This is a genomic window from Winslowiella arboricola (genome assembly GCF_025527015.1).
Taxonomy (GTDB): domain Bacteria; phylum Pseudomonadota; class Gammaproteobacteria; order Enterobacterales; family Enterobacteriaceae; genus Erwinia; species Erwinia arboricola.
On the sequence record NZ_JAODIM010000042.1, the window covers coordinates 648,856 to 667,687 of the forward strand.

General features: G+C 55.3%; 21 protein-coding genes. 4 read left to right on the plus strand and 17 right to left on the minus strand.

Going from position 1 to position 18,832, the window contains the following annotated elements; genetic code table 11:
- Positions 1 to 72: 72 nt before the first annotated feature.
- Positions 73 to 2,136: a prolyl oligopeptidase family serine peptidase gene (locus tag N5923_RS17430; protein WP_267145096.1), complete on the plus strand. Its 2,064-nt coding sequence runs from the start codon at positions 73 to 75 to the stop codon at positions 2,134 to 2,136.
- Here the strand turns inward: N5923_RS17430 and exoX are convergent, their stop codons facing one another.
- The 3 genes from exoX to N5923_RS17445 form a co-directional block, all read right to left on the minus strand.
- On the minus strand, positions 2,137 to 2,796 hold the full coding sequence (gene exoX / locus N5923_RS17435; protein ID WP_267145095.1) for an exodeoxyribonuclease X: 660 nt from the start codon (positions 2,794 to 2,796) through the stop codon (positions 2,137 to 2,139).
- Between the two features lie 27 nt (positions 2,797 to 2,823).
- A complete protein-coding gene (locus N5923_RS17440) occupies positions 2,824 to 3,570 on the minus strand; it encodes a carbon-nitrogen hydrolase family protein (RefSeq protein ID WP_267145094.1) in 747 nt (248 codons plus the stop codon).
- A 72-nt stretch (positions 3,571 to 3,642) separates the two neighbouring features.
- Positions 3,643 to 3,873 (minus strand): DNA polymerase III subunit theta, encoded by a 231-nt coding sequence (locus tag N5923_RS17445; protein WP_267145093.1) that lies wholly within the window; start codon positions 3,871 to 3,873, stop codon positions 3,643 to 3,645.
- Between the two features lie 163 nt (positions 3,874 to 4,036).
- Between N5923_RS17445 and yobA the strand changes: the two genes are divergently transcribed.
- From yobA to N5923_RS17460, 3 genes are read left to right on the plus strand one after another with little or no spacing between them, the layout of a single operon-like run.
- Positions 4,037 to 4,414 (plus strand): CopC domain-containing protein YobA, encoded by a 378-nt coding sequence (gene yobA, locus N5923_RS17450; RefSeq protein ID WP_267145092.1) that lies wholly within the window; start codon positions 4,037 to 4,039, stop codon positions 4,412 to 4,414.
- A gap of 3 nt (positions 4,415 to 4,417) precedes the next feature.
- Positions 4,418 to 5,296: a copper homeostasis membrane protein CopD gene (gene copD, locus N5923_RS17455; RefSeq protein WP_267145091.1), complete on the plus strand. Its 879-nt coding sequence runs from the start codon at positions 4,418 to 4,420 to the stop codon at positions 5,294 to 5,296.
- Positions 5,297 to 5,347: 51 nt separating this feature from the next.
- On the plus strand, positions 5,348 to 5,689 hold the full coding sequence (locus N5923_RS17460; protein WP_267145090.1) for a YebY family protein: 342 nt from the start codon (positions 5,348 to 5,350) through the stop codon (positions 5,687 to 5,689).
- Positions 5,690 to 6,042: 353 nt separating this feature from the next.
- Here the strand turns inward: N5923_RS17460 and N5923_RS17465 are convergent, their stop codons facing one another.
- From N5923_RS17465 to N5923_RS17530, 14 genes are all read right to left on the minus strand, one after another.
- Complete coding sequence (locus N5923_RS17465; protein ID WP_267145131.1) at positions 6,043 to 7,116, minus strand: phage integrase; 1,074 nt, start codon at positions 7,114 to 7,116, stop codon at positions 6,043 to 6,045.
- A 108-nt stretch (positions 7,117 to 7,224) separates the two neighbouring features.
- Complete coding sequence (locus N5923_RS17470) at positions 7,225 to 7,443, minus strand: DNA-binding transcriptional regulator (protein WP_267145089.1); 219 nt, start codon at positions 7,441 to 7,443, stop codon at positions 7,225 to 7,227.
- 87 nt (positions 7,444 to 7,530) lie between these two features.
- Positions 7,531 to 8,676 (minus strand): phage late control D family protein, encoded by a 1,146-nt coding sequence (locus tag N5923_RS17475; protein ID WP_267145088.1) that lies wholly within the window; start codon positions 8,674 to 8,676, stop codon positions 7,531 to 7,533.
- The gene (locus N5923_RS17480; RefSeq protein ID WP_267145087.1) at positions 8,673 to 9,191 is read right to left on the minus strand and encodes a phage tail protein; all 519 of its coding nucleotides are present in this window, start codon (positions 9,189 to 9,191) and stop codon (positions 8,673 to 8,675) included. The genes N5923_RS17475 and N5923_RS17480 overlap by 4 nt, the downstream gene beginning before the upstream one ends.
- A 4-nt stretch (positions 9,192 to 9,195) precedes the next feature.
- A complete protein-coding gene (locus N5923_RS17485) occupies positions 9,196 to 11,655 on the minus strand; it encodes a phage tail tape measure protein (protein ID WP_267145086.1) in 2,460 nt (819 codons plus the stop codon).
- Positions 11,648 to 11,770: a GpE family phage tail protein gene (locus N5923_RS17490; RefSeq protein WP_267145085.1), complete on the minus strand. Its 123-nt coding sequence runs from the start codon at positions 11,768 to 11,770 to the stop codon at positions 11,648 to 11,650. The genes N5923_RS17485 and N5923_RS17490 overlap by 8 nt, the downstream gene beginning before the upstream one ends.
- 32 nt (positions 11,771 to 11,802) lie before the next feature.
- Positions 11,803 to 12,081 carry a phage tail assembly protein gene (locus N5923_RS17495; RefSeq protein ID WP_267145084.1) on the minus strand — a complete coding sequence of 93 codons (279 nt, stop codon included), beginning with the start codon at positions 12,079 to 12,081 and terminating at the stop codon, positions 11,803 to 11,805.
- A gap of 59 nt (positions 12,082 to 12,140) precedes the next feature.
- Positions 12,141 to 12,650 (minus strand): phage major tail tube protein, encoded by a 510-nt coding sequence (locus N5923_RS17500; RefSeq protein WP_267145083.1) that lies wholly within the window; start codon positions 12,648 to 12,650, stop codon positions 12,141 to 12,143.
- Between the two features lie 13 nt (positions 12,651 to 12,663).
- Positions 12,664 to 13,833, minus strand: coding sequence for a phage tail sheath protein (locus N5923_RS17505; RefSeq protein ID WP_267145082.1), 1,170 nt, complete (start codon positions 13,831 to 13,833; stop codon positions 12,664 to 12,666).
- A 585-nt stretch (positions 13,834 to 14,418) separates the two neighbouring features.
- Entirely contained in the window at positions 14,419 to 14,889 is a 471-nt protein-coding gene (locus tag N5923_RS17510) for a hypothetical protein (protein ID WP_267145081.1), read from the minus strand.
- Between the two features lie 138 nt (positions 14,890 to 15,027).
- A complete protein-coding gene (locus tag N5923_RS17515; protein WP_267145250.1) occupies positions 15,028 to 16,104 on the minus strand; it encodes a phage tail protein in 1,077 nt (358 codons plus the stop codon).
- 32 nt (positions 16,105 to 16,136) lie between these two features.
- Positions 16,137 to 16,922, minus strand: coding sequence for a hypothetical protein (locus tag N5923_RS17520; RefSeq protein ID WP_267145079.1), 786 nt, complete (start codon positions 16,920 to 16,922; stop codon positions 16,137 to 16,139).
- A complete protein-coding gene (locus N5923_RS17525) occupies positions 16,922 to 18,472 on the minus strand; it encodes an alginate lyase family protein (protein WP_267145078.1) in 1,551 nt (516 codons plus the stop codon). Before N5923_RS17525 ends, N5923_RS17520 begins: the two co-directional genes overlap by 1 nt.
- The coding region (locus N5923_RS17530; protein ID WP_267145251.1) for a phage tail protein I at positions 18,459 to 18,832 on the minus strand (374 nt) is incomplete at its 5' end. The genes N5923_RS17530 and N5923_RS17525, both read right to left, overlap by 14 nt.

The following is an 18,832-nucleotide window of genomic DNA, read 5'->3' on the forward strand; positions in this document are numbered from 1 at the left end:
CCGTTTAGCACTTGGCAATCATTGAGTTAGCTGCCACCCTTAGACTATGTCTCTTAATGGTGTTAACGCTCTATGACTCCGCCAAAAGCTAAAAAAATTCCGCATATCATGACCCTCCACGGTGAAAGCCGTCAGGATGACTACTACTGGTTGCGCGACGATGAGCGCGAAGATCCGGCGGTGCTGGATTATCTGCATGCCGAAAACGACTATGGCAAGCAGGTGATGGCATCGCAACAGGCGTTGCAGGACCGCTTGTTGCAGGAGATGGTAGGGCGCATTCCGCAGCAGGACCACTCTGTTCCCTATGTGAAGCACGGTTTCCGCTATCAGCGCCGTTATGAAACCGGCAATGAATATCCGGTTTACACCCGCCAGCCTGCCGACAGCGACCCGGCGGAAGAGTGGGAAACGCTGCTTGATGCTAATCAGCGCGCCTCGCACAGTGAGTTCTATACCATGGGCGCGCTGGATATCAGTCCGGATAATCAGATTATGGCGCTGGCGGAAGATTTCCTTTCGCGCCGCATCTATGGCATTCGATTTCGCAATCTCAGCAGCGGCAGCTGGTATCCGGAAGTGCTGGAAGATGTCTCATCCAGCTTTGTCTGGGCCAATGATTCCCGCACGCTCTATTACGTACTGAAAGATAAAAAGACGCTGCTGCCCTGGCAGGTATGGCGTCATACGATTGGTGAGCCGCAAAGCGCCGATCAGCTGGTATATGAAGAGCTGGACGATACCTTCTATGTCAGCGTGCATAAAACTACCTCCGAGCACTTTATTCTGATTGCCCTGAACAGCAGTACCACCAGTGAAATTCTGCTGCTGGATGGCGAATATGCCGAGGCCGAGCCGCAGGTATTCTGTCCGCGGCGTAAAGACCACGAGTACACTCTTGATCACTACAATCATCACTTTTATGTGCGTTCAAATCGTGAAGGTAAAAACTTTGGTCTGTACCGCACTGACTATAAAGATGTCTCGCGCTGGGAGACGATAGTCGCGCCACGCGATCATATTGTGCTGGAGGATTTCCAGCTATTTCGCGACTGGCTGGTGCTGGAAGAGCGGCAGCGCGGGCTGACCAGTCTGCGGCAGATCAACTGGCAAAGCGGGGATACTTTCGGTATCGCCTTTGACGATCCGGCGTATGTCACCTGGCTGGCGTACAATCCGAGCCCGGAAACCGGCAAGCTGCGTTATGGCTACTCTTCGATGACCACACCTGCCACGCTGTTTGAACTGGATATGGACAGCGGCGAACGGCTGGTGCTGAAGCAGTCGGAAGTGAAAGGCTTCGATGCCAGTAAATATCGCAGCGAACATATGTGGGTGAAGGCGCGTGATGGCATCGAAGTCCCGGTGTCGCTGGTCTATCACCGCGAGCACTATCAGCCGGGGAAAAACCCGTTGCTGGTCTATGGTTATGGTTCTTATGGCAGCAGTATGGATGCTGACTTTAGCGGCAGCCGTCTTAGCCTGCTTGATCGCGGTTTTGTCTTTGCCCTCGCGCATATCCGCGGTGGCGGCGAGCTGGGTCAGCAGTGGTATGACGATGGCCGTCTGCTAAATAAACTGAACACCTTTAATGACTTTATCGATGTCACCCATGCGCTGCTGGGGCAGGGGCATGGCGATCCACAGCGTTTGTATGCGATGGGCGGCAGCGCGGGCGGATTATTGATGGGCGCAGTGATTAACCGGGAACCGCAGCTGTGGCATGGCGTGGTGGCGCAGGTGCCGTTTGTTGATGTGGTTACCACCATGCTTGATGAGTCGATTCCGCTCACTACCGGTGAATATGACGAGTGGGGTAATCCGAATGATGAGGCTTATTATCACTACATCAGCCAGTACAGCCCGTACGATAATGTGCGTGCGCAGAATTATCCGCATCTGCTGGTCACCACCGGCCTGCACGATTCCCAGGTGCAATACTGGGAACCGGCCAAGTGGGTAGCAAAACTGCGTGAGCTGAAAACCGACGACAACCTGTTACTGCTCTGCACCGATATGGATGCCGGCCACGGCGGTAAGTCCGGTCGCTTTAAAGCGTATGAAGGGGTGGCGCTGGAGTATGCGTTTTTGATTGGGCTGGCGCAGGAAACCTTAACCTCAGGCAGCGCCAGCTAATCAGTCAGCCAGATGGCGCAGCATTGTGCTGCGCAGATCGGCTTTCAGATCCGGGATATTTTTCAGCATCCACTGCAGATAACCCGGATCGCGTTTCGCCACATCAGCAATTTTCTGTCCGCGATACTTGCCAAACGGGAAGCTGTCCCCGCCACTTTTACTTTGCATGCGCTCAACCATTTGCGCTGCATCCCAGCCAGATGTCTCCATAATGCGGATTAACAGTGCGGCAGTGACGTAACAGTCATATAACGCGCGGTGCGCATGCAAACCGGCAGGCGGCGTAACATCCAGCTGCAACGTTTCGCGCAGCGCCTGATTGCCATATTTCAGTCCTGGCCACAGGGAGCGCGACAGTGTCATGGTACAGATCCAGTCGCCCTGCATTTCCGGCAGCATACGACGGTCAAAGCTGGCGTTATGCGCCACATAGTAACGGCTGCCCATGTAGCGGCCGATAACCTGCTCGACAGGCGGCTTACCGCTGACCATTGCTTCAGTGATACGGTGAATCGCCATCGCCTGACGGCTGATTGGACGGTCCGGCGCCACCAGATCGCTCATTGGATTAACAATCTGGCCGTCAATCACATCCACCGAGGCGACTTCGACAATGCCACCCTGCAGACCACAGGTTTCGGTATCAATAACGCGTAACATGACTCACCTTACTTACGAATATTGCCGCTAGCCTAACGGATGAATTTCGCCTTGCCAACCCCCGGCGTTCTGCCTTGCGATCATCAACGCTTCACCGCTGCCAGCGTGAATTACCTGGTTACCCTCAGCATCCCAGAACGCGCTGCCGCCGTCACTCAGGTGGCCGCCGGTGGGAATGGCGTGGTTAGACATCAGCACCGACATTTTTAATTCGGAAGACCAGCGCGCCAGATGGGCGCAGTTGTCGTGATAGATATTTTGCGGTAACAACGCAGTGACAACATAAAGGTCGGCGCCGCCATCAGCCACATCGCGGGCAAACTCTTCAATCGAAATATCGGCGCACACTGCCATTCCGACATTGCGCTGCTGAGCGCCAAATATCGGACCACCATGCGCTCCCGGCACGAAAAATCGCGGTTCCTGATCAAGCAGGTGGCGTTTGGCGTAGGTCAGGCGTGTGCCATCGGGTAGAAAGGTCATGGCGGCATTATGTTGTGACTGATCAACGCGCAGCGGAATGCCAATGATCACTGTCATGTCATAGTCGCGTGCGGCATCGGCAAACTGTTGCAGTCTGGGATCGTTGGCTAACATGGCGAGTTCAGGCGTAACCTCCAGCTCATAGCCCGTTATGGAAAGCTGGGGAAAAACGATAAGGTCGACTTCTAACGTAGCAGCCTGTCTGATAAAGGTAAGATGATGCGCAATATTGGCATCAATATCACCGGCGCGGGATGCATATTGCGCGGCGGCAACATTCCAGTTTGGCATGCTAGCTCCAGAGTTCTCAGATTTGAGGCGCTATATCAGCCTGGTTTTCTGATAATTTCAAGATTTAAGCGATTATTTTTGCTTGGGTTCCCAGGGTAAGCGGGAAAGGCTGAGTGACGCCTGACGATAATGCATCAGACGCTGACGAAACCACTCGCGTAGCGCTTCTGGCTGTTCACGTTCCATGACCTCGGCGATAACCGGCATATTGTAGCGCTCTTTAAACGCCACCCCGGCGGCGGCCAAATCGACGTTGATTTTATCTTTCTCTTCTTTCGACAGTATTGCCAGGTTGTGACTCATTTGCTTCTCCTTTCGCTTTGCGGCAAAAAGTAATGCAGATAAGCATGATTGGCAAGCTCTGAGGCACGCGGATAGCCGTTATCGCCTCGACAGCCTGATTGCAGGAGAGTATTCTTCGACACCATCGGCAGCCGGGGAGGCTGCAGCACTGAAGGACAAGACGATGTTTGACCCAAAATTTCCCCCGATTTTCAGCACAGCAGTGCTGCTGTCTGTGCTGGCGTTTTCGCCGTCAGTACTGGCGCATGCGCATCTGAAAAATCAGTATCCGGCGGCGAACGCGCATGTCGATGCCTCTCCGCAAGCACTGACGCTGACTTTCTCGGAAGATATTGAGCCCGCTTTTAGCGGCCTGGAAATTGCCGGTGCCAATAACCAGCCACTGCCGTTGGCGAAAGCGCAGCGTAATGGCGCGCAAAAAAACCAGCTGATTGTGCCACTGGAAAAGCCGCTGCCGGGTGGAACGTATCAGGTTAAATGGCACGTCTTGTCGGTTGATGGTCATAAAACCAAAGGGAACTACCGCTTTAGCGTGAAGTAGCTTATGTCGCTCAGCACACTGTTTATTATTTGCCGCTGGCTGCATTTCGCCGCCGTTATGCTGCTGGCGGGCAGCGCTTTTTACAGCGCCTTACTGGCTCCCGGACGCTATAAAACGCAGCTGGCGCGACGGCTACAGCCGTTATTAGTCACCAGCAGTGTGGTTGCGCTGGTCAGCGCTGTGGCGTTACTTGCCGCCCAGACCGGCCTGATGAGTGGCGACTGGCGCAATATCTCTGATGCAGAAACCTGGCAGGCGGTGCTCAGCACCGGGTTTGGCCGCGCCTGGCGCTGGCAGATGGCGTTGCCGCTGGTGGCCTGCCTGGCATTTATGCTACACGGACAGCTGCGCCAGCGAATATTGCTGCTGGCTGGCGTGGCGCAGTTATGTGGTCTGGCATTTGTCGGCCATGCGGCGATGCTGGATGGCTGGCCCGGAACCGTGCAGCGTACTAATCATGCCTTGCATCTGATTGCCTCAGCATTCTGGGTCGGTGGTCTGCTGCCCCTACTGCTGCTGATGGTCGATGCGCGCAATATTGCGCTGCGCAGCGATGCCATCCGCGCGATGATGCGTTTTTCACGTTACGGTCATCTGGCAGTTGCACTGGTGATTATCACCGGTATGATCAACGCCCTGATGATACTTGGCTGGCCGCTGTCCAGCTTTGCGTTATACAGCCAGCTATTGCTGGCAAAAATATCGCTGGTGGGATTGATGGTGCTGGTGGCGCTGATTAATCGTTACTGGCTGGTACCGCGTTTTCGCCGGGCAGGTGAGCAGGCGCAGCATATCTTTATCCGCATGACCCAACTGGAATTATTTTTGGGCTGTGTGGTGCTGTGGCTGGTCAGTATTTTCGCCACCCTGGCACCGGCATAATTTATTTCGCGCCTGACTGTTCGGGCGCATTCACTGAGCGCAGGAAACTCGATGAAAAAACTGGTCTGTGTTTTGCTCGCAATGGGCATCAGCAGCAGCGCATTCGCTGCATCGCAAATCATTACCGTCAGTCGTTTTGAGATTGGTAAAGAGAAGTGGGCATTTAACCGTGAAGAAGTGATGCTGACATGTGGTAAAGATCATGCGCTGTTCGCTATCAATCCCAGCACGCTGGTGCAGTATCCGTTAAATGATAAAGCCAGTGAACTGGTGAAAGCGGGCGAAGCGAAAGGGCAGTCAATCAGTGTGATCCAGATTGACGATCCGAAAAATCCGGGTCAGAAAATGAGCCTGGCGCCTTATATTGAGCGCGCAGATAAACTCTGCAACTGATTGATATAAAATAACCGGCAGCGCCTGAGTTATCAGGACACTGCCGGTTAAAGCACTATTCAGCTAGTCGAAACTTTTCCAGCGTGAAAGGTCGTATTCGGATTTCTGCCATAACGATCACAGAGTTAACTTCTTTCCTGCAAGCCGTTTACAACCTGGTGGAAATTTCATCGGTTTTGTCTACGCTTTAAAGGGCAAGGCGAAATTGCCTGCATTAATGCCAACTTTTAGCGCACGGCTCCACAAGAGCCATTTCCCTGGACCGAATATAGGAATCGTATTCGGTCTTTTTTTGTCGGGGTTTTAAAAACAGTGACTTAGCGTGAAATCAACGACTTTTCACGCCTCCTGTTCTACCGGATTCTACTCAATTGATTCTCTGCCGCCATTTTGTCGCCACTTTTGGCGGCAATGATCGCCAGTGGATTGCGACTAATTGCCTCTTCAAGATGATCCGGCGCGAAATGCGCATAACGCATTGTTACGCGTATATCTGAGTGCCCGAGAATACGTTGCAGTACGATGATATTGCCCCCGGCCATCATAAAGTGACTGGCAAAGGTATGGCGTAAAACATGGCTCATTTGTCCTTCGGGTAATTCAATTTCGGCTAGTCTGATTACCCGATAAAATTGCCGATAACACTCAGCGAAAAACTTCCCTTCTTTATTTTTTAGTTCGCTATGTAATGCGTTATCAATGGGAACAGTTCTGTTCTTTTTACCCTTGGTTTTAATGAAGGTGATTTTATTCGGTGATATCTGGCTGGCTTTAAGATTGGCGGCTTCACTCCAGCGCGCGCCGGTCGAAAGGCAGATTTTTACGATAAGGGTTAATTCGGGGTTGCCGTGAAGATCACAGGCTAAAAAAAGCTTTTTTATCTGGCTCTCGGTTAGCCATGCCATTTCTTTTTCTGGCTGGTCAAACTCGCGGATATTCTTTAGCGGGTTGGGGTAGTTAATCTCGCCCAGGCGTTCCAGCTCGTTAAACACCGCACGCAAAAATGCATGCTCACAGTTAACCGTACCGGTGGAAACCTTCAGTGATTTCTGGCTGGTCTTATAACCATTCTCAATCAGCCCGCTGAGGCGGCGGTCACGATAGTGCGCCCAGTCTTTCGGCGTGATGGCTGAAGCAACCGGATCGCCCATCCCGTTACAGATAATATTAAGCTTACCTAAGCGCCCCTTTTTATCGCTAAGTGAGCAGCCGTGCAGTTTGTACCAGAGATCAATCAGCTCGCTCAGCAGCCTGCGGTCTTCTTTCTCGGCCAGCCACGGCTTAGCTTTGACCTCTTCAAGATGATACCGCTCATATGAGACGGCCTCAGCGCGAGTTTTGAATTGTTTTCTGACACGCTTGCCGTTGCGTCCGTTGGGGTAGCATTCACAAAGCCATTTACCATCGGACTGTTTTCTAATCGCCATACTATCACCTGCAAAAAATAGCTGATGAAAATACTGTATATATAACCAGTTATCAATGTTTGTTTGCAGGCTAACAAACATAAAAAAACCTGCCGCAGCAGGTTAGGATTAGAGCCAGAGTGTTCCCTGATTGTCGCGGGATGGGTGGGGCGGCGCCTTATTGATAACCCCTGGCTGCATAATGATACCCGTGACGCTCTCCAGTGATTTAAAGGTACAGCCGCAATTGATGTTCTGGCACTGGTGATAGCGCTCTTTGGTTTCCTGTGAAATGTAGCGGCTGGATCTCGCATGAGAAGCAGTCTGGCATAACGGGCAATGCATCATGAGTTGACCAACCTTGTTTAAAATTCATAAATCATACATTTACGAGTTATATTCTGAATAAGCAAACACGAATTTGCAAATGTTAGTTTATGCTTCAGTGGATTCGTAGCCAATATCACTAAGTAATATCTCAAGATTTAGCGTGGTGGTGTAGCCATTGTCGCCGAGGTTGTGCGTTACCTTACTGATTATCCACGGCTGTGCATCGATCACCGATTTAAAGCCGCTGACTGTCAGCGGTGTTTCAGGAAACAGATCGGCGCGGCCCATCGCCAGCGTCAGCGAGAACTCAGCAACGCCGCGCTGCAGCTTTTCCCATTTCGATTGTGCGGCACGCATGGCGGCGGCTTTGGTGCTGAAAACCGTGGTCAGCGCAAATACGTTATCCTCGCTGCCCGCCAGATAATCACCTTCGCGCGCTTCCGGTTCTTTGCTGGTCTTTGCCTTTTTCGCTTTCGGATGTTGCAGGGCGCGCAGGTGCTGCTCTTTTTTCTTACGCTGCAGCTTTACCTTTTTCGGCTTCGGCTCTTTGGTATGCAGCCAGCTGGCAGTCACGCCGGTATAGGCGCCACGGTCAGCAATACTGAAACTGTGCCGGTCGCCATCCTTACGGGTAATGGTCATCTGCGGGATCGGTTTTCCGCTGGCGGTAACCGCGCTGCCGGGCTTAATAAACAGCAGCCGCCCGGATTTAATCGCAGCTATGGCGCCGTTCAGGGTAGCGAGGCGGGTCAGAAACTTCGCGTCAGTCTCCTGCGTCTGGTCGATATGGCTGATTTTAATCTCCGCCAGACCGGCGGCGGGCATGGCTGTTAGCTTGTTACGTGCGGCAACCTGTTTCAGTATCTCGCCCAGGGTGGTGTCGTGATAAGACACCTCGCGGCGGGAATTCAGCGAGCCGCGAAAATCGGCGCTGCGGGCGCGGATGGTCAGCGTATCGGGTGCGCCATGATGCTCAACCTCATCAACGGTAAAATCACCCTTACCGATAAGCGATGCCCCTTTCCAGCCCAGGTGAAGCGCCACCACAGCGCCGCGTTCGGGTAACGACAGCAACCCGTCGGTGTCGTCCAGCTCGATATCCAGCTGGTCAGCTTCAAAGCCGCGGTTATCGGTCAGCGTCAGCGATATCAGACGCGGCCTGATACTGGTGGTGATATCTTTCGCGTTAACGGTCAGCATAAAGTCAGGTGACATCTGCGCACCGGCAGCGATCGGCAGGCTGCTAATCATCGCAGGATCCCCCCGACAGATGAGGTAACGGTACTCGCCGCATTATTAATGGCGGCGGACAGTTGCCCTGGCAGATTACCCGCGCCGCTGATTAAGCCGTCGGCCTGCTTTTTCAGATCGCCAAACATCGCAGTCAGTGACTCATCAACGCGCTTCAGACTGACGTTAAAGTTGATTTTGCGCGCCGTGCCGTCGGAGAAAAACTCGGCGTGCGTCTCGCTGAAGTTCTCAACAACATACATGCCGTAGATGGTGCCATTGCCACCAATCAGCGGCCACGCCCGGCCCTCGTCGGCCATGAGTTTCAGTACCAGCAGCGACACGGTGCCGCCGGTTACCTCCGGGCGCAGCTCGCCGGACAGGGTGATCTTCTCATCACCGACGCCGGTAAACTGCGCCGATGCGCGTTGCCCGACGCGGCTGTTTGTCGGCCAGCGATAATCAACGCTGCGCTGCAGCTCCTGATAGGGCAGAGTCTGGCGCATAAATACCATCATGCCGTAAATCATCATCATCGCTTTAATCCTCCCATCCCATTATGCTGCGCTCTTGTGCGGCGGCCTGACGCTTTTCACGCGCCCGGTTCTCGGCCATCAGCGACAGTGCGTCGTCTTTTGTCATCCCCGGATGCATATTGATGGTGTATTCACTGTGATAGCTGTTCTGGCTGGATGGCTTGCTGCCAGCGCCAGCCGTGACGGGGGAATAACCTGCCGCACCGCCCAGCGCCGGGTTGTATGAATATGTCGTGTCATAGCCTGCGCCGCCGAGTGCCGGGCCTTCGGGTTGTGGCACTTTGTCGCCAAGGCCATCAGACTGTTTGTCGATAATGCCGAGTTTTTCCAGCACCCAGTCGATACCGCTGCGCAGCTGATCCAGTGCTTCAGAGGGGATTTTCAGCCCCTCGGCCAGCATATTGCCGAACTTCTTCCCCATATCGGCGGCAGATTCGAGTTGCTCCTGTGAGGCTTTGACCGGCGTAATCAGCTCCTTAAACCAGTTGATCACTGCTTTCACCTTGTCGGTTATCCATGCGAGGACGGGCTTTAAGGAGCCAAAGGAATTAGTGACTGGCCCCATGGCAGCGGTGAACCCTTCGGCCACGCCCGACATAAAGGCGCTAATCGGTTCCCAGTATTTACGGATGAGCAGCGCACCGGCAGTAAACAGGGCGACCACGGCCACCACCGGCAGGCTGATGGCGCCAAGGGCGGCAGCGATGGCGCCCCCGGCTACGGTAAAAGCCGTACCTAAAAACCCGGCGACGGCCACCAGTGCGCTGACGCCGGTAACCACAGGCCAGGCAATCAGACCGATAGCACCGAGCGCGCCTACAAAGATCAGGCCAGCGGTTGCTGCTTTGGTAATACCGCCCGCCAGTTCAGGATTAGCCTGAATCCACTTATCGACGCTCAGCAGAAACTTAGTGGTGTTCTGCGTCAGCTTGCGCAGACTGCCCTCCATCTGGTCAAACAGATCGGTGCCAATGGCCTCGCGCGCGGAATCCAGCTCCTTAAAGTCACCGCCGAGATTGTCCTGCTGCACCCTGACCAGCTTCTCTGTCGCTCCGTCCGAACCCTGAAAGGTCTTTGTCAGCTCATCAAGCGCGCCACTGGCTGCGGACTTCAGCAGCGTTGCGGCTGATGAGGCGGCCTCTTCACCAAAAATGGTTTTCATATACTCGGCCTGCTGCGCGGTGCCGAGCTTGTTCTTTTCAAATGCGTGCTGCATTTCCTTCAGGATGGTGAAGAAGGGGCGCATATTGCCTTTGTTGTCGGCAGTTTTAACGCCCAGTTCTTTAATCGCAGAAAATGCCTGACCGGTCGGCGCCTGCAGGCGTGACAGCATGGCGCGTGCGCCGGTGCCTGCCATACTGCCGGTGATACCGTTCTTAGCCAGCAGGCCGATCATTGCGGTGGTCTGCTCCACGCTGACCCCTGCGTTTTTTGCCACCGGCGCGATATAGGTCAGCGCATCGCTTAACCCGTCAAAGTTAGCAGCGGTTTTATTCAGCGTGGCTGAGATCACATCGCCCAGGTGCGCGACTTCGCTGTTTGCCATACCAAACGCGCTTTTGGTACTCATCAGCAGACTGGCGCTCTCTTCCATGGTGCGGTTATTTGCCAGCGACATATTCAGCGTCACCGGCGTTGCCGCCCTGATGTCATCAACGTTGCCGCCCGCTTTGGCGATAACGATCTGCGCGTTGGCCGCATCGCCCGCTGATGCTGCGGTGTTATCACCAATCTGGCGCGCCTGGGTGCGCAGGGACTGAAACTCAGGCGAGGTTTTATCAAGGCCGAGTGTTGCCTGCAGCGTGGAGTTAGCCTGCGCAAATTCATAGCCGGGGCGCAATACAGAGGCACCGGCAACCGCGCCGACAGTCGCCGCACCGACACCCGCTGCGCCCATATTACGCATTTTACCCGCTGCCACCTGGCCGTTACGGAATCGCTCACTGGTGCGGTTTAGCTTCTCCTGCTGCTGGTTCAGCCGCTGCAATTCCATCTTCTGCCGGCTGAGTGACACCGTCGCCTGTGCCGAACTGGAGCGCAGCTGTTGCTGCTCACTGCTGAGATTTTTAGTCGAGATGCCCGCCGCTTTCAGGGCTTCGCGCTGCTGCTGCACCGACAGGCGCAGGCTGTTCGATTTGCTTTGCAGCTCTGCGGCGGCGCGCTTTGCGGCCTCCAGCGCTTTCGCCTGGGCGTTAGTAGGCTGTGCAGTATTACGAAACTGCACGGCCAGTGCAGCCGCCTCATCCTTCGCTTTCTGCAACGCCTCTTTTGTGACTGCCAGCTGTGCGCTGGTTTTACGAAAGCCGTCAATTTTCGCCGCCTGCTGGTCGAGCGCTTTGATACCGGCCTGCGTATCGCGGATGCCGCTGCTCAGTGATTTGGTGGCGGTCTGAATGGCCTTAAACGGTCGGGTAGCCTGATCGACCGCTTTCAGCAGTACCTGCAGCTTCAGGTTATTACTCATCGTCATTTGCTCCGCTGCGGATGAGTGCCTTGTGCCGCCAGTCGATAAGCTCGGCCAGCGGCATGTTGTACATTTCAGAAGGGGGCCAGTGGAAGAGGGTGGCGATATCGGCCATCAGGTCATTGACCGTCAGCCCGGCGGGCCAGCTTACTCTGCCGACTTCGAGGACAAAAAACCGATCACCCTGCCGCCGAGCGCAATCAAGTCTACCGGGTCGAGACTGATACACTCGGCTTTAGTCAGCGCTGGCAGCGTGATGCGCGGCAGCACGGTCAGCAGTGAATCCACATCCGCATTGCACAGCTCGGCCAGGCGGGTGCCGCGCAGGGCGCCGGAATTCGGCCTGATAACCTCAATGGTTTTAATTTCCGTCTCGCCGCGCATAATTGGCGTTTCCAGCGTAACGATATTGTCTTTCTGTTCCATGTTTTCTTATCTCACTTAAAAGGTGTTGAGGCGCCAGCACCGTAGCGCTGGCGTGCGTATCAGTTCAGGCCGATATTTTTACGATGCTCAGCCAGGCGGTCAGTGCCGTTGACCTTTTCAATCATGTTGATGGTGTCGATCTCAATCAGGTCTTTGCCGTTCCATGTCAGCCTGAAATAGGTGTTTTTACTGGTGACTTTTGTCTCAGTGTCTTCACCCTGTTTGGCTTCGCCGAAATCGAACTGCTGATGCCTGCCACGCACCTCTACCTCAACCGCAATCGTCTCTTCGGTATCATCACGCTGGTAGGAGCCGGTAAAGCGCAGCGGCACGTCGCTTTTCCCCCACTGGCTGAGGATCAGCTCATCCATGCCGCCGATAGTCCATTCCATATCAAGCGCGTCATCTTCCAGACCGTTATCAATATGGGCGGCGCCGTTCATACCACCGCCGCGATACGCATCGAGCTTGCGCGCCAGCTTCGGCAGGGTGACGGCTGTCACCAGCCCCTGATAGCTGTTGGCGTCATTGAAAAGGTTCAGGTACTTCAGTTTTTTTGGTAGTGCCATTGTTTACGGCTCCTTAGCTGTTAACGGCGGCAGCGAACTGCACCAGATAGGTGTCAGTAATGCGCTGGCGCAGGGTGAGGTCTTCCAGCGGCGGCACCGGCGTATAGTCGTAATCGATAAACAGTTTGCCCGCTTTCAGGGTGTCTTTATCGTTGGCGCTTTCGTCATACCAGCAGTCGGCGCCGATGAGATACCCCGCGCTGACCAGCTCGCGAAACTTCGCCTTAATACCGGCGATAATGTCTTTCACCAGCGTCGGGGTCATGGGCTTATCCATCGCCCACATATGCGCCTCGGCCATGGTGTCGGCAATCACCTGCGCGGTGCGGGTGTAGTTTTCAAAGGCGAACAGCGGATCGTCGCTACAGGTGCGGTTGCCCCAGAAGCGGAAACCGTCCTTGCGGATCAGGGTGGTGACGCCAGCCTGATTCAGCAGGTCGGCGTCGGTGCCAGCCTGCTGCAGATCCCAGAAGACCGACGCAGAAATGCCGGTTACGCCGTTAACGCCAACGTTCGACAGGGTCTTATGCCAGCCGGTGTCGTTGTCGATTCTGGCGCGCAGGCCCAGCGCCCGCGCCGTGGCATAAGCGGTTTCGGAGGCGTTCGCTGCGGTGTTCCAGGCGATAAAATCGGGCCAGATCACCATCAGCTCGCGCTGGCTGAAGTTGTCGCGATAAGCGGTGGCTTCGGTCAGCGTTTTGCAGCCATACGCGGAGATATAACCAAAGGCGCGCAGCTGCTGGCAGATGGAGGCCAGCGCTGTTGCCACTTCGAGTGAGTCCAGACCCGGCACGCCGAGAATGCGCGGTTTCACGCCGAGGTCGCTTTGCGCACTTAGCAGCGCTTTCATGCCGGTGTAACGTCCGTTCTCGTCGGTTTTACCGATGATATTGGAGGTGGTTTCCGCTTCGCTTTTGCCTTCCGCGACGCGCACCACAACGGTAACCGGTTTTGACTGATCGGCGATGGCCTGCAGTGACACTGCCAGCGTACCTGTTTTACCGGCCTTGCCGATGGCAGACTGCACATTAGTCAGCAGTACCGGCGTATCGAGCGGGAAGGCCAGCGCATCGGCATCATCGGCGGTGCAGACCATACCGACGATAGCGGTTGAAACGGTGGAAATGGTGCGCGTGCCGTCGTTAATTTCGACGACGCGGACACCATGATGATAATCAGACATCTGATGCACTCCGTATTGAGGGTGCGCTCAGATTGTCAGCTCAGGCGGGCGCCTGCATGCAATCAGGGTTTGCTGGTCAGAGACACAACATAAATAATGTTATCCGATGGGTTTGTTTTTAACAGCATCATCACAAAGTCGGATGTCAGATATTTTATCCTGTCGCGAATTTGAAGCCGTAATCAGCAGTATGTGATTCATGACAATAAGATTCAGGATGTTTCATTGTGTAATGTAAGGTTTTTAAATTAATTATCCTTCTGGCGCGCATCGCTGATATGTTTTTTACAGACTTTTCTGCCTTGCATGACCGTTTAAATAACGGCACGATGAAATATGATTTTATTTTGCCAGGAGGGTAAATGAAGCTTCATCCGCGTTACTACCGGCTTCTGAATACAATAAGGGAACTCAGATCGGCTCCCCCTGTATTAAGCAGGAAACACAGGGAAAGGCTGGTCGATATGGGACTCGTTGAAGCCTGTAAGGTAAATCACTACGGGCGTGACTCAGTCTCTTACCGGCTCACGGTGCTGGGAGAGCAATTTCTCGCCGATTATGATGAACACATCAGACTGGAAAAACTCAAATGCAGGCCGATGGCAAAGCGGTGATGTAACTTTTCATGTGCGCAGGTCTGTATAATAATTCTTCATGGTGATCATTAATGTTTACCAGTCTCACAGGTTCTGTGCCGTTCGCTGACAGTAACCGGATTAACTGCCTCGGGCGGGCCGCATAAATGATATTACCGTCCTCATCTCCAATCCAGTCAGAATACTGATCTCCGGAAGCCGTAGTAACCACGAGTGTGTTTTTCTCAAGCGCCCCTGTACGGCTCAGTATCGAGATAAATACTGATTCTTCATCAAGACAGCTTATCCTGAATATAACATCGGGTTTCTCAGATGAAATCAGATAGTTTCTGTCTGTTGTTTGCGTATTCCGGTTGAAGAAAATTCCTTCCCTTGTTTCACCGCCAGCCGCTGCATAATGAGTAAATATGCTCAGAAATGCAAGGCAGGTAAAACGGCAGGATTTGTTTTTAATGGCCATTTTTCATTCCTGAAGGAATCATTATCCTTCTAACAATGACAGGTTTTATTAAGATGAAAAGTGGATTCATCTTAATAAGAAACTGTACAGAGCCTGCTAAATTAAAAAAACTATCATCATTAAATCGCCAGACCTTCTTCATGCAGAGCGATACCACGCCATCAGTCTGATATAGCTGTTTACCACGCTGATTTCTCTCCCTTCGCCAAGCTGTTCAGTCTTTGCCGTCACGGTATGCTTATGCGCCGGGATTTTCATCGCATGTTTATGGGCGGCGGCGGCTGCCGTTCTGGCTTTCTTATTTCCGAACCAGACGTCATCAAGTGAGAACCTGGCCGCCGTGCCGCCAGTGCCCCACTGGTCATACTCGTGATCGTGCGCGCCGCCATCCTCCGTATTCAGGGTGCCGAAATCATGGCTGGACGTCTCACCCGTCACGTTAATCTGTTCGGCGGGCAGGTTATTTCTGGCAAGCCGGATGCTGTCGCTGCCGCCGGTTGCCATCACATCTGAGCCGTCCTGTTTGCCGAGCCGGATGGTTTTATCTTCGCCGAGATACTTCCATTCCGACCACGGCCAGCGCGCGTTAGGGTCGACATTATCCTTAAACAGCCGCACCTCGCCGACCGGGTTATCATCCTCCCAGGCGTCGCGCAGCGCACCCTTAACCGCGTCGGCAATGGCGCTTTTCATCGCGTCATCAAGGTTACCGGCAATCTCGTCGGTGTAGTCCTGCGCCTCGCTCTTAATGCGGTTTACTTCATCAATGGTCGCCAGTACCACCGCCGGATTATCAATAAACTGCACGTCTGCCGTGCTGCTGACCCCCAGCCAGATGCGGATCGCCTGATGGCGACCGGCACCCTGCGCCAGCTGCGGTTTGTAGGATTCCGGCATATTGGCGACGGCCAGACACACGTTATCCTCACTGAACAGCGCCACCTCGCGCAGCCAGAAGCCGCCGACCTGCGGCGGCATAATCAGCTCCGCCTCGATAATGCTGGCGCCCTGGTCTGCCACCGACAGGCGATTGAGCGGCGCGCGGTAACGCTCGTTAATCAGCCCGGTCTGCTGCGGGTCGGGCACCGGCAGCACACCGTTTGCATCGCCAACCGCCATCTGTGAAAACCCCACCGGCACGCCGGACAGGGCCGCCGCCGTCAGCCGGGCGGCGCCTGCGGCGGTCAGCACCGCGCTGAATTTTTTAGCTGTCACTGTTTCACCTCCGTTCCGGCCTGTCATCAGGGTTAAACGCTGATACCGCGCTCAAGGGCTTCAACCCGCACGCTTTCGTACACGGCGGCAACCTGCCGCGCGACCAGCGCCACGTCATCAAAGAATCCGACTTCGCTTACCACGCCGGAAGAGGTCAGGCCGGTAAATGACACCGTGGAGTTGATGCCGACCTGGAACGGGCGGCTCAGGTCGCGCTTCGCAATATCGGTGGCAGCGGAGACGATATCTTCCGTCAGCGTGCCGCCCTTGCCGGTATAAAGCCGGTACTGGTAATTCGTGGCGTCAAACACCGCCATTCGGAAGACAAAATCGCCCCGCGCCGGTCGCGCCATATCCGGGTCAGCAGTGCTTGGCAGCGTGCCCTGTGCCCCGGCGTCGTTGGTGTAACGAAGCGCGCCATACTCCTCCGGCGAAGCCGCGCGCGGCGTGCGTTCGGTGATGGCTTCGCCCGCCGGGCCGGGTGTGGCATACGCAGAAAAGTTATGCAGCGGGTAAAACTCGGTGGCACCGCTGACAATCATGCGAAACACGCTGTAAAACGAGTGCGTCGCCGCCGGCAGCTTGTCGAGGTTAATCCCGGCCAGCCGGTTGACCTGCACGCCGTCCGGCAGCCAGATAACGCCGGTGCCGCTGGTTTCGCCGGTCATGCCGCTGGCGGAAACGTCCGCGATGCTGGCTGGCGAGTCGCGAAAAATCATGCGCCCGTTAAAGGCGGGCAGGCTGTCAGGCCGGATAAAAATCGTCACCGCGTCAGGATTGGTAATGCGTGCTTTGGTTGCGCCGAGAATAAGAGCCATTATTTCACCCACAGTGTTGACAGTTTATTGCAGTCGCCGCCCATCCACGTATCCACGTAATGGTCGGCAGTTTCCGGCATTCTTCCGGCCACGACGTCAGGGAAGCGCCGCACGTAAAACGGCATGCCGCCCCAGCCGTGACCCATTTCTGAAATGTCCTGAGTACCCGCGCCGCTGAGGGTTCTGAACCATGCCGGGTCGGTAATGCCATGAATCACCGTTTCGGCCAGCAGGTGAATTTTTCCACCGTCCAGCGCATACCAGTCTTCACCGTGCAGCTTTGCAATCTCACACATCATCACCAGCGGGCCGAAGGTGAAATGGTGATAGTGCAGCGCCTTGCTGCCGCGCAGCAGCTCAACGTTAATCGTGCCGTTGTCGTTGATATGGCCGAGGTCGGTCAGGAACTGCGCGGCGGCCTTGTCGTAAAACGCCTGCCTGCCGGTGGCGTTCCACAGCGACAGCAGCGCGCAGGCCGCCCACGTTTTATGATTGTTGTTGCCGTACAGCTCCATGCGTTCAGATACCGCATCGCCCAGCAGATTCAGCCAGCGCAGCAGCGCCGGACGCCAGCCAAGCGGCGTCACCTTATCCAGCTTCCAGTACGTCAGCCCGATATTGACCGCGCGCCAGTGGCGGTCGTAATCCGCAATACCGACGGCTGCGTTAGAGCCGGTCAGGGCATTAAAGCGCGCCCAGCGCAGCATCCAGTCGGCAGCAGCCCGGCCACGCGCATAGTCGCCGTCGAACAGGAACGCACCAGACCATGCTGCAATCTGGTCGTTAAAGTCGTTGACCGGCTTCAGCGTCTTCTCACGGATAGCCAGGTTAACCGGGTCAAACGCATTACCGGTCGAGCCATACGGCCCGACGGTGGTCAGGTTGCGCACCGCGACCGGCGGTAACGGGTTTTCCAGCCACAGCGGATCCACCCAGCCGTCGTCGTAGAACTTCAGCCAGGGCGTGGCTTCCGGGGTGTCATCGGCCAGCGCCCATAACAGCCCGGCCTCGGCGGCAACGCGTTCATTTCCCATGCGTACGCCACCGGCATAAACCGCGCCGTTCTCCGCCATAAACAGAGTTGACCTGCCGTTTTCATCCGCCAGCCCGCCAATGATGGTTTCACCCCGCGCGGTTTTCTGCGCATCGCCTTCCGTTACGTTGCTTCTGACGTCCGTCACGTTCTGCGAAATCTGCTGAATGGCCGCCATCCCGGCGGGGTTCGCTATCGGCTTTGCCGCGCCGCCGTCATTCAGATACAGCGTGAATGAGGTGATGCTGTCCACCCCCTGCGCCACCTGAAACACCTGCCCGGCAGCGGTTGCCGCCAGCCCGGCAATCGTGCCGTCCGGGTCGTCACTGGTTTTAAAAAAGGTGCGCGCGCGGATATATTCGACCGACTCCAGCATGGTTTTCAGCCACTGCGTGCGGTTGCCAAGCTGCTGCGCCTGCAGGTTGGCAATGCCGGTGCGGCCGCCCCCGATTTTGTCCGTCCGGGCCACCTGATAAACCTCGTGTTCCCACTGGGTCAGCTCGTTAATTTTTCCCATCTCTTTCCCCGGAATAGTGATAGTTGTTGTCGTAGTGGGTCGAACCGTCGTACCGGTTGCTGCCGTCAGGCTGATAGCCCTGCGGATAGACAGTGATAATGCTGCCGTCGCACAGCGAAGCAGCGTGATAAACCGCCCCCGTCATGCCAGCAGATAGCGTCAGCTGCGCGATATGACGGCTGGCCGGTCTGGCGTCGCCAATCAGCCGCTCAAGCTCGCTGACCATTTCCTCCGTAATGCCGACGTCCATCAGGTCGATGGTCAGGCGGAACGTTCCGGCGGGGTCGGCAACCTGCCACCACTCCGCCAGCGTCATGGTGTAGCCCATGTTTTCAGTCACGCGGCGGATGGCGGCAACGG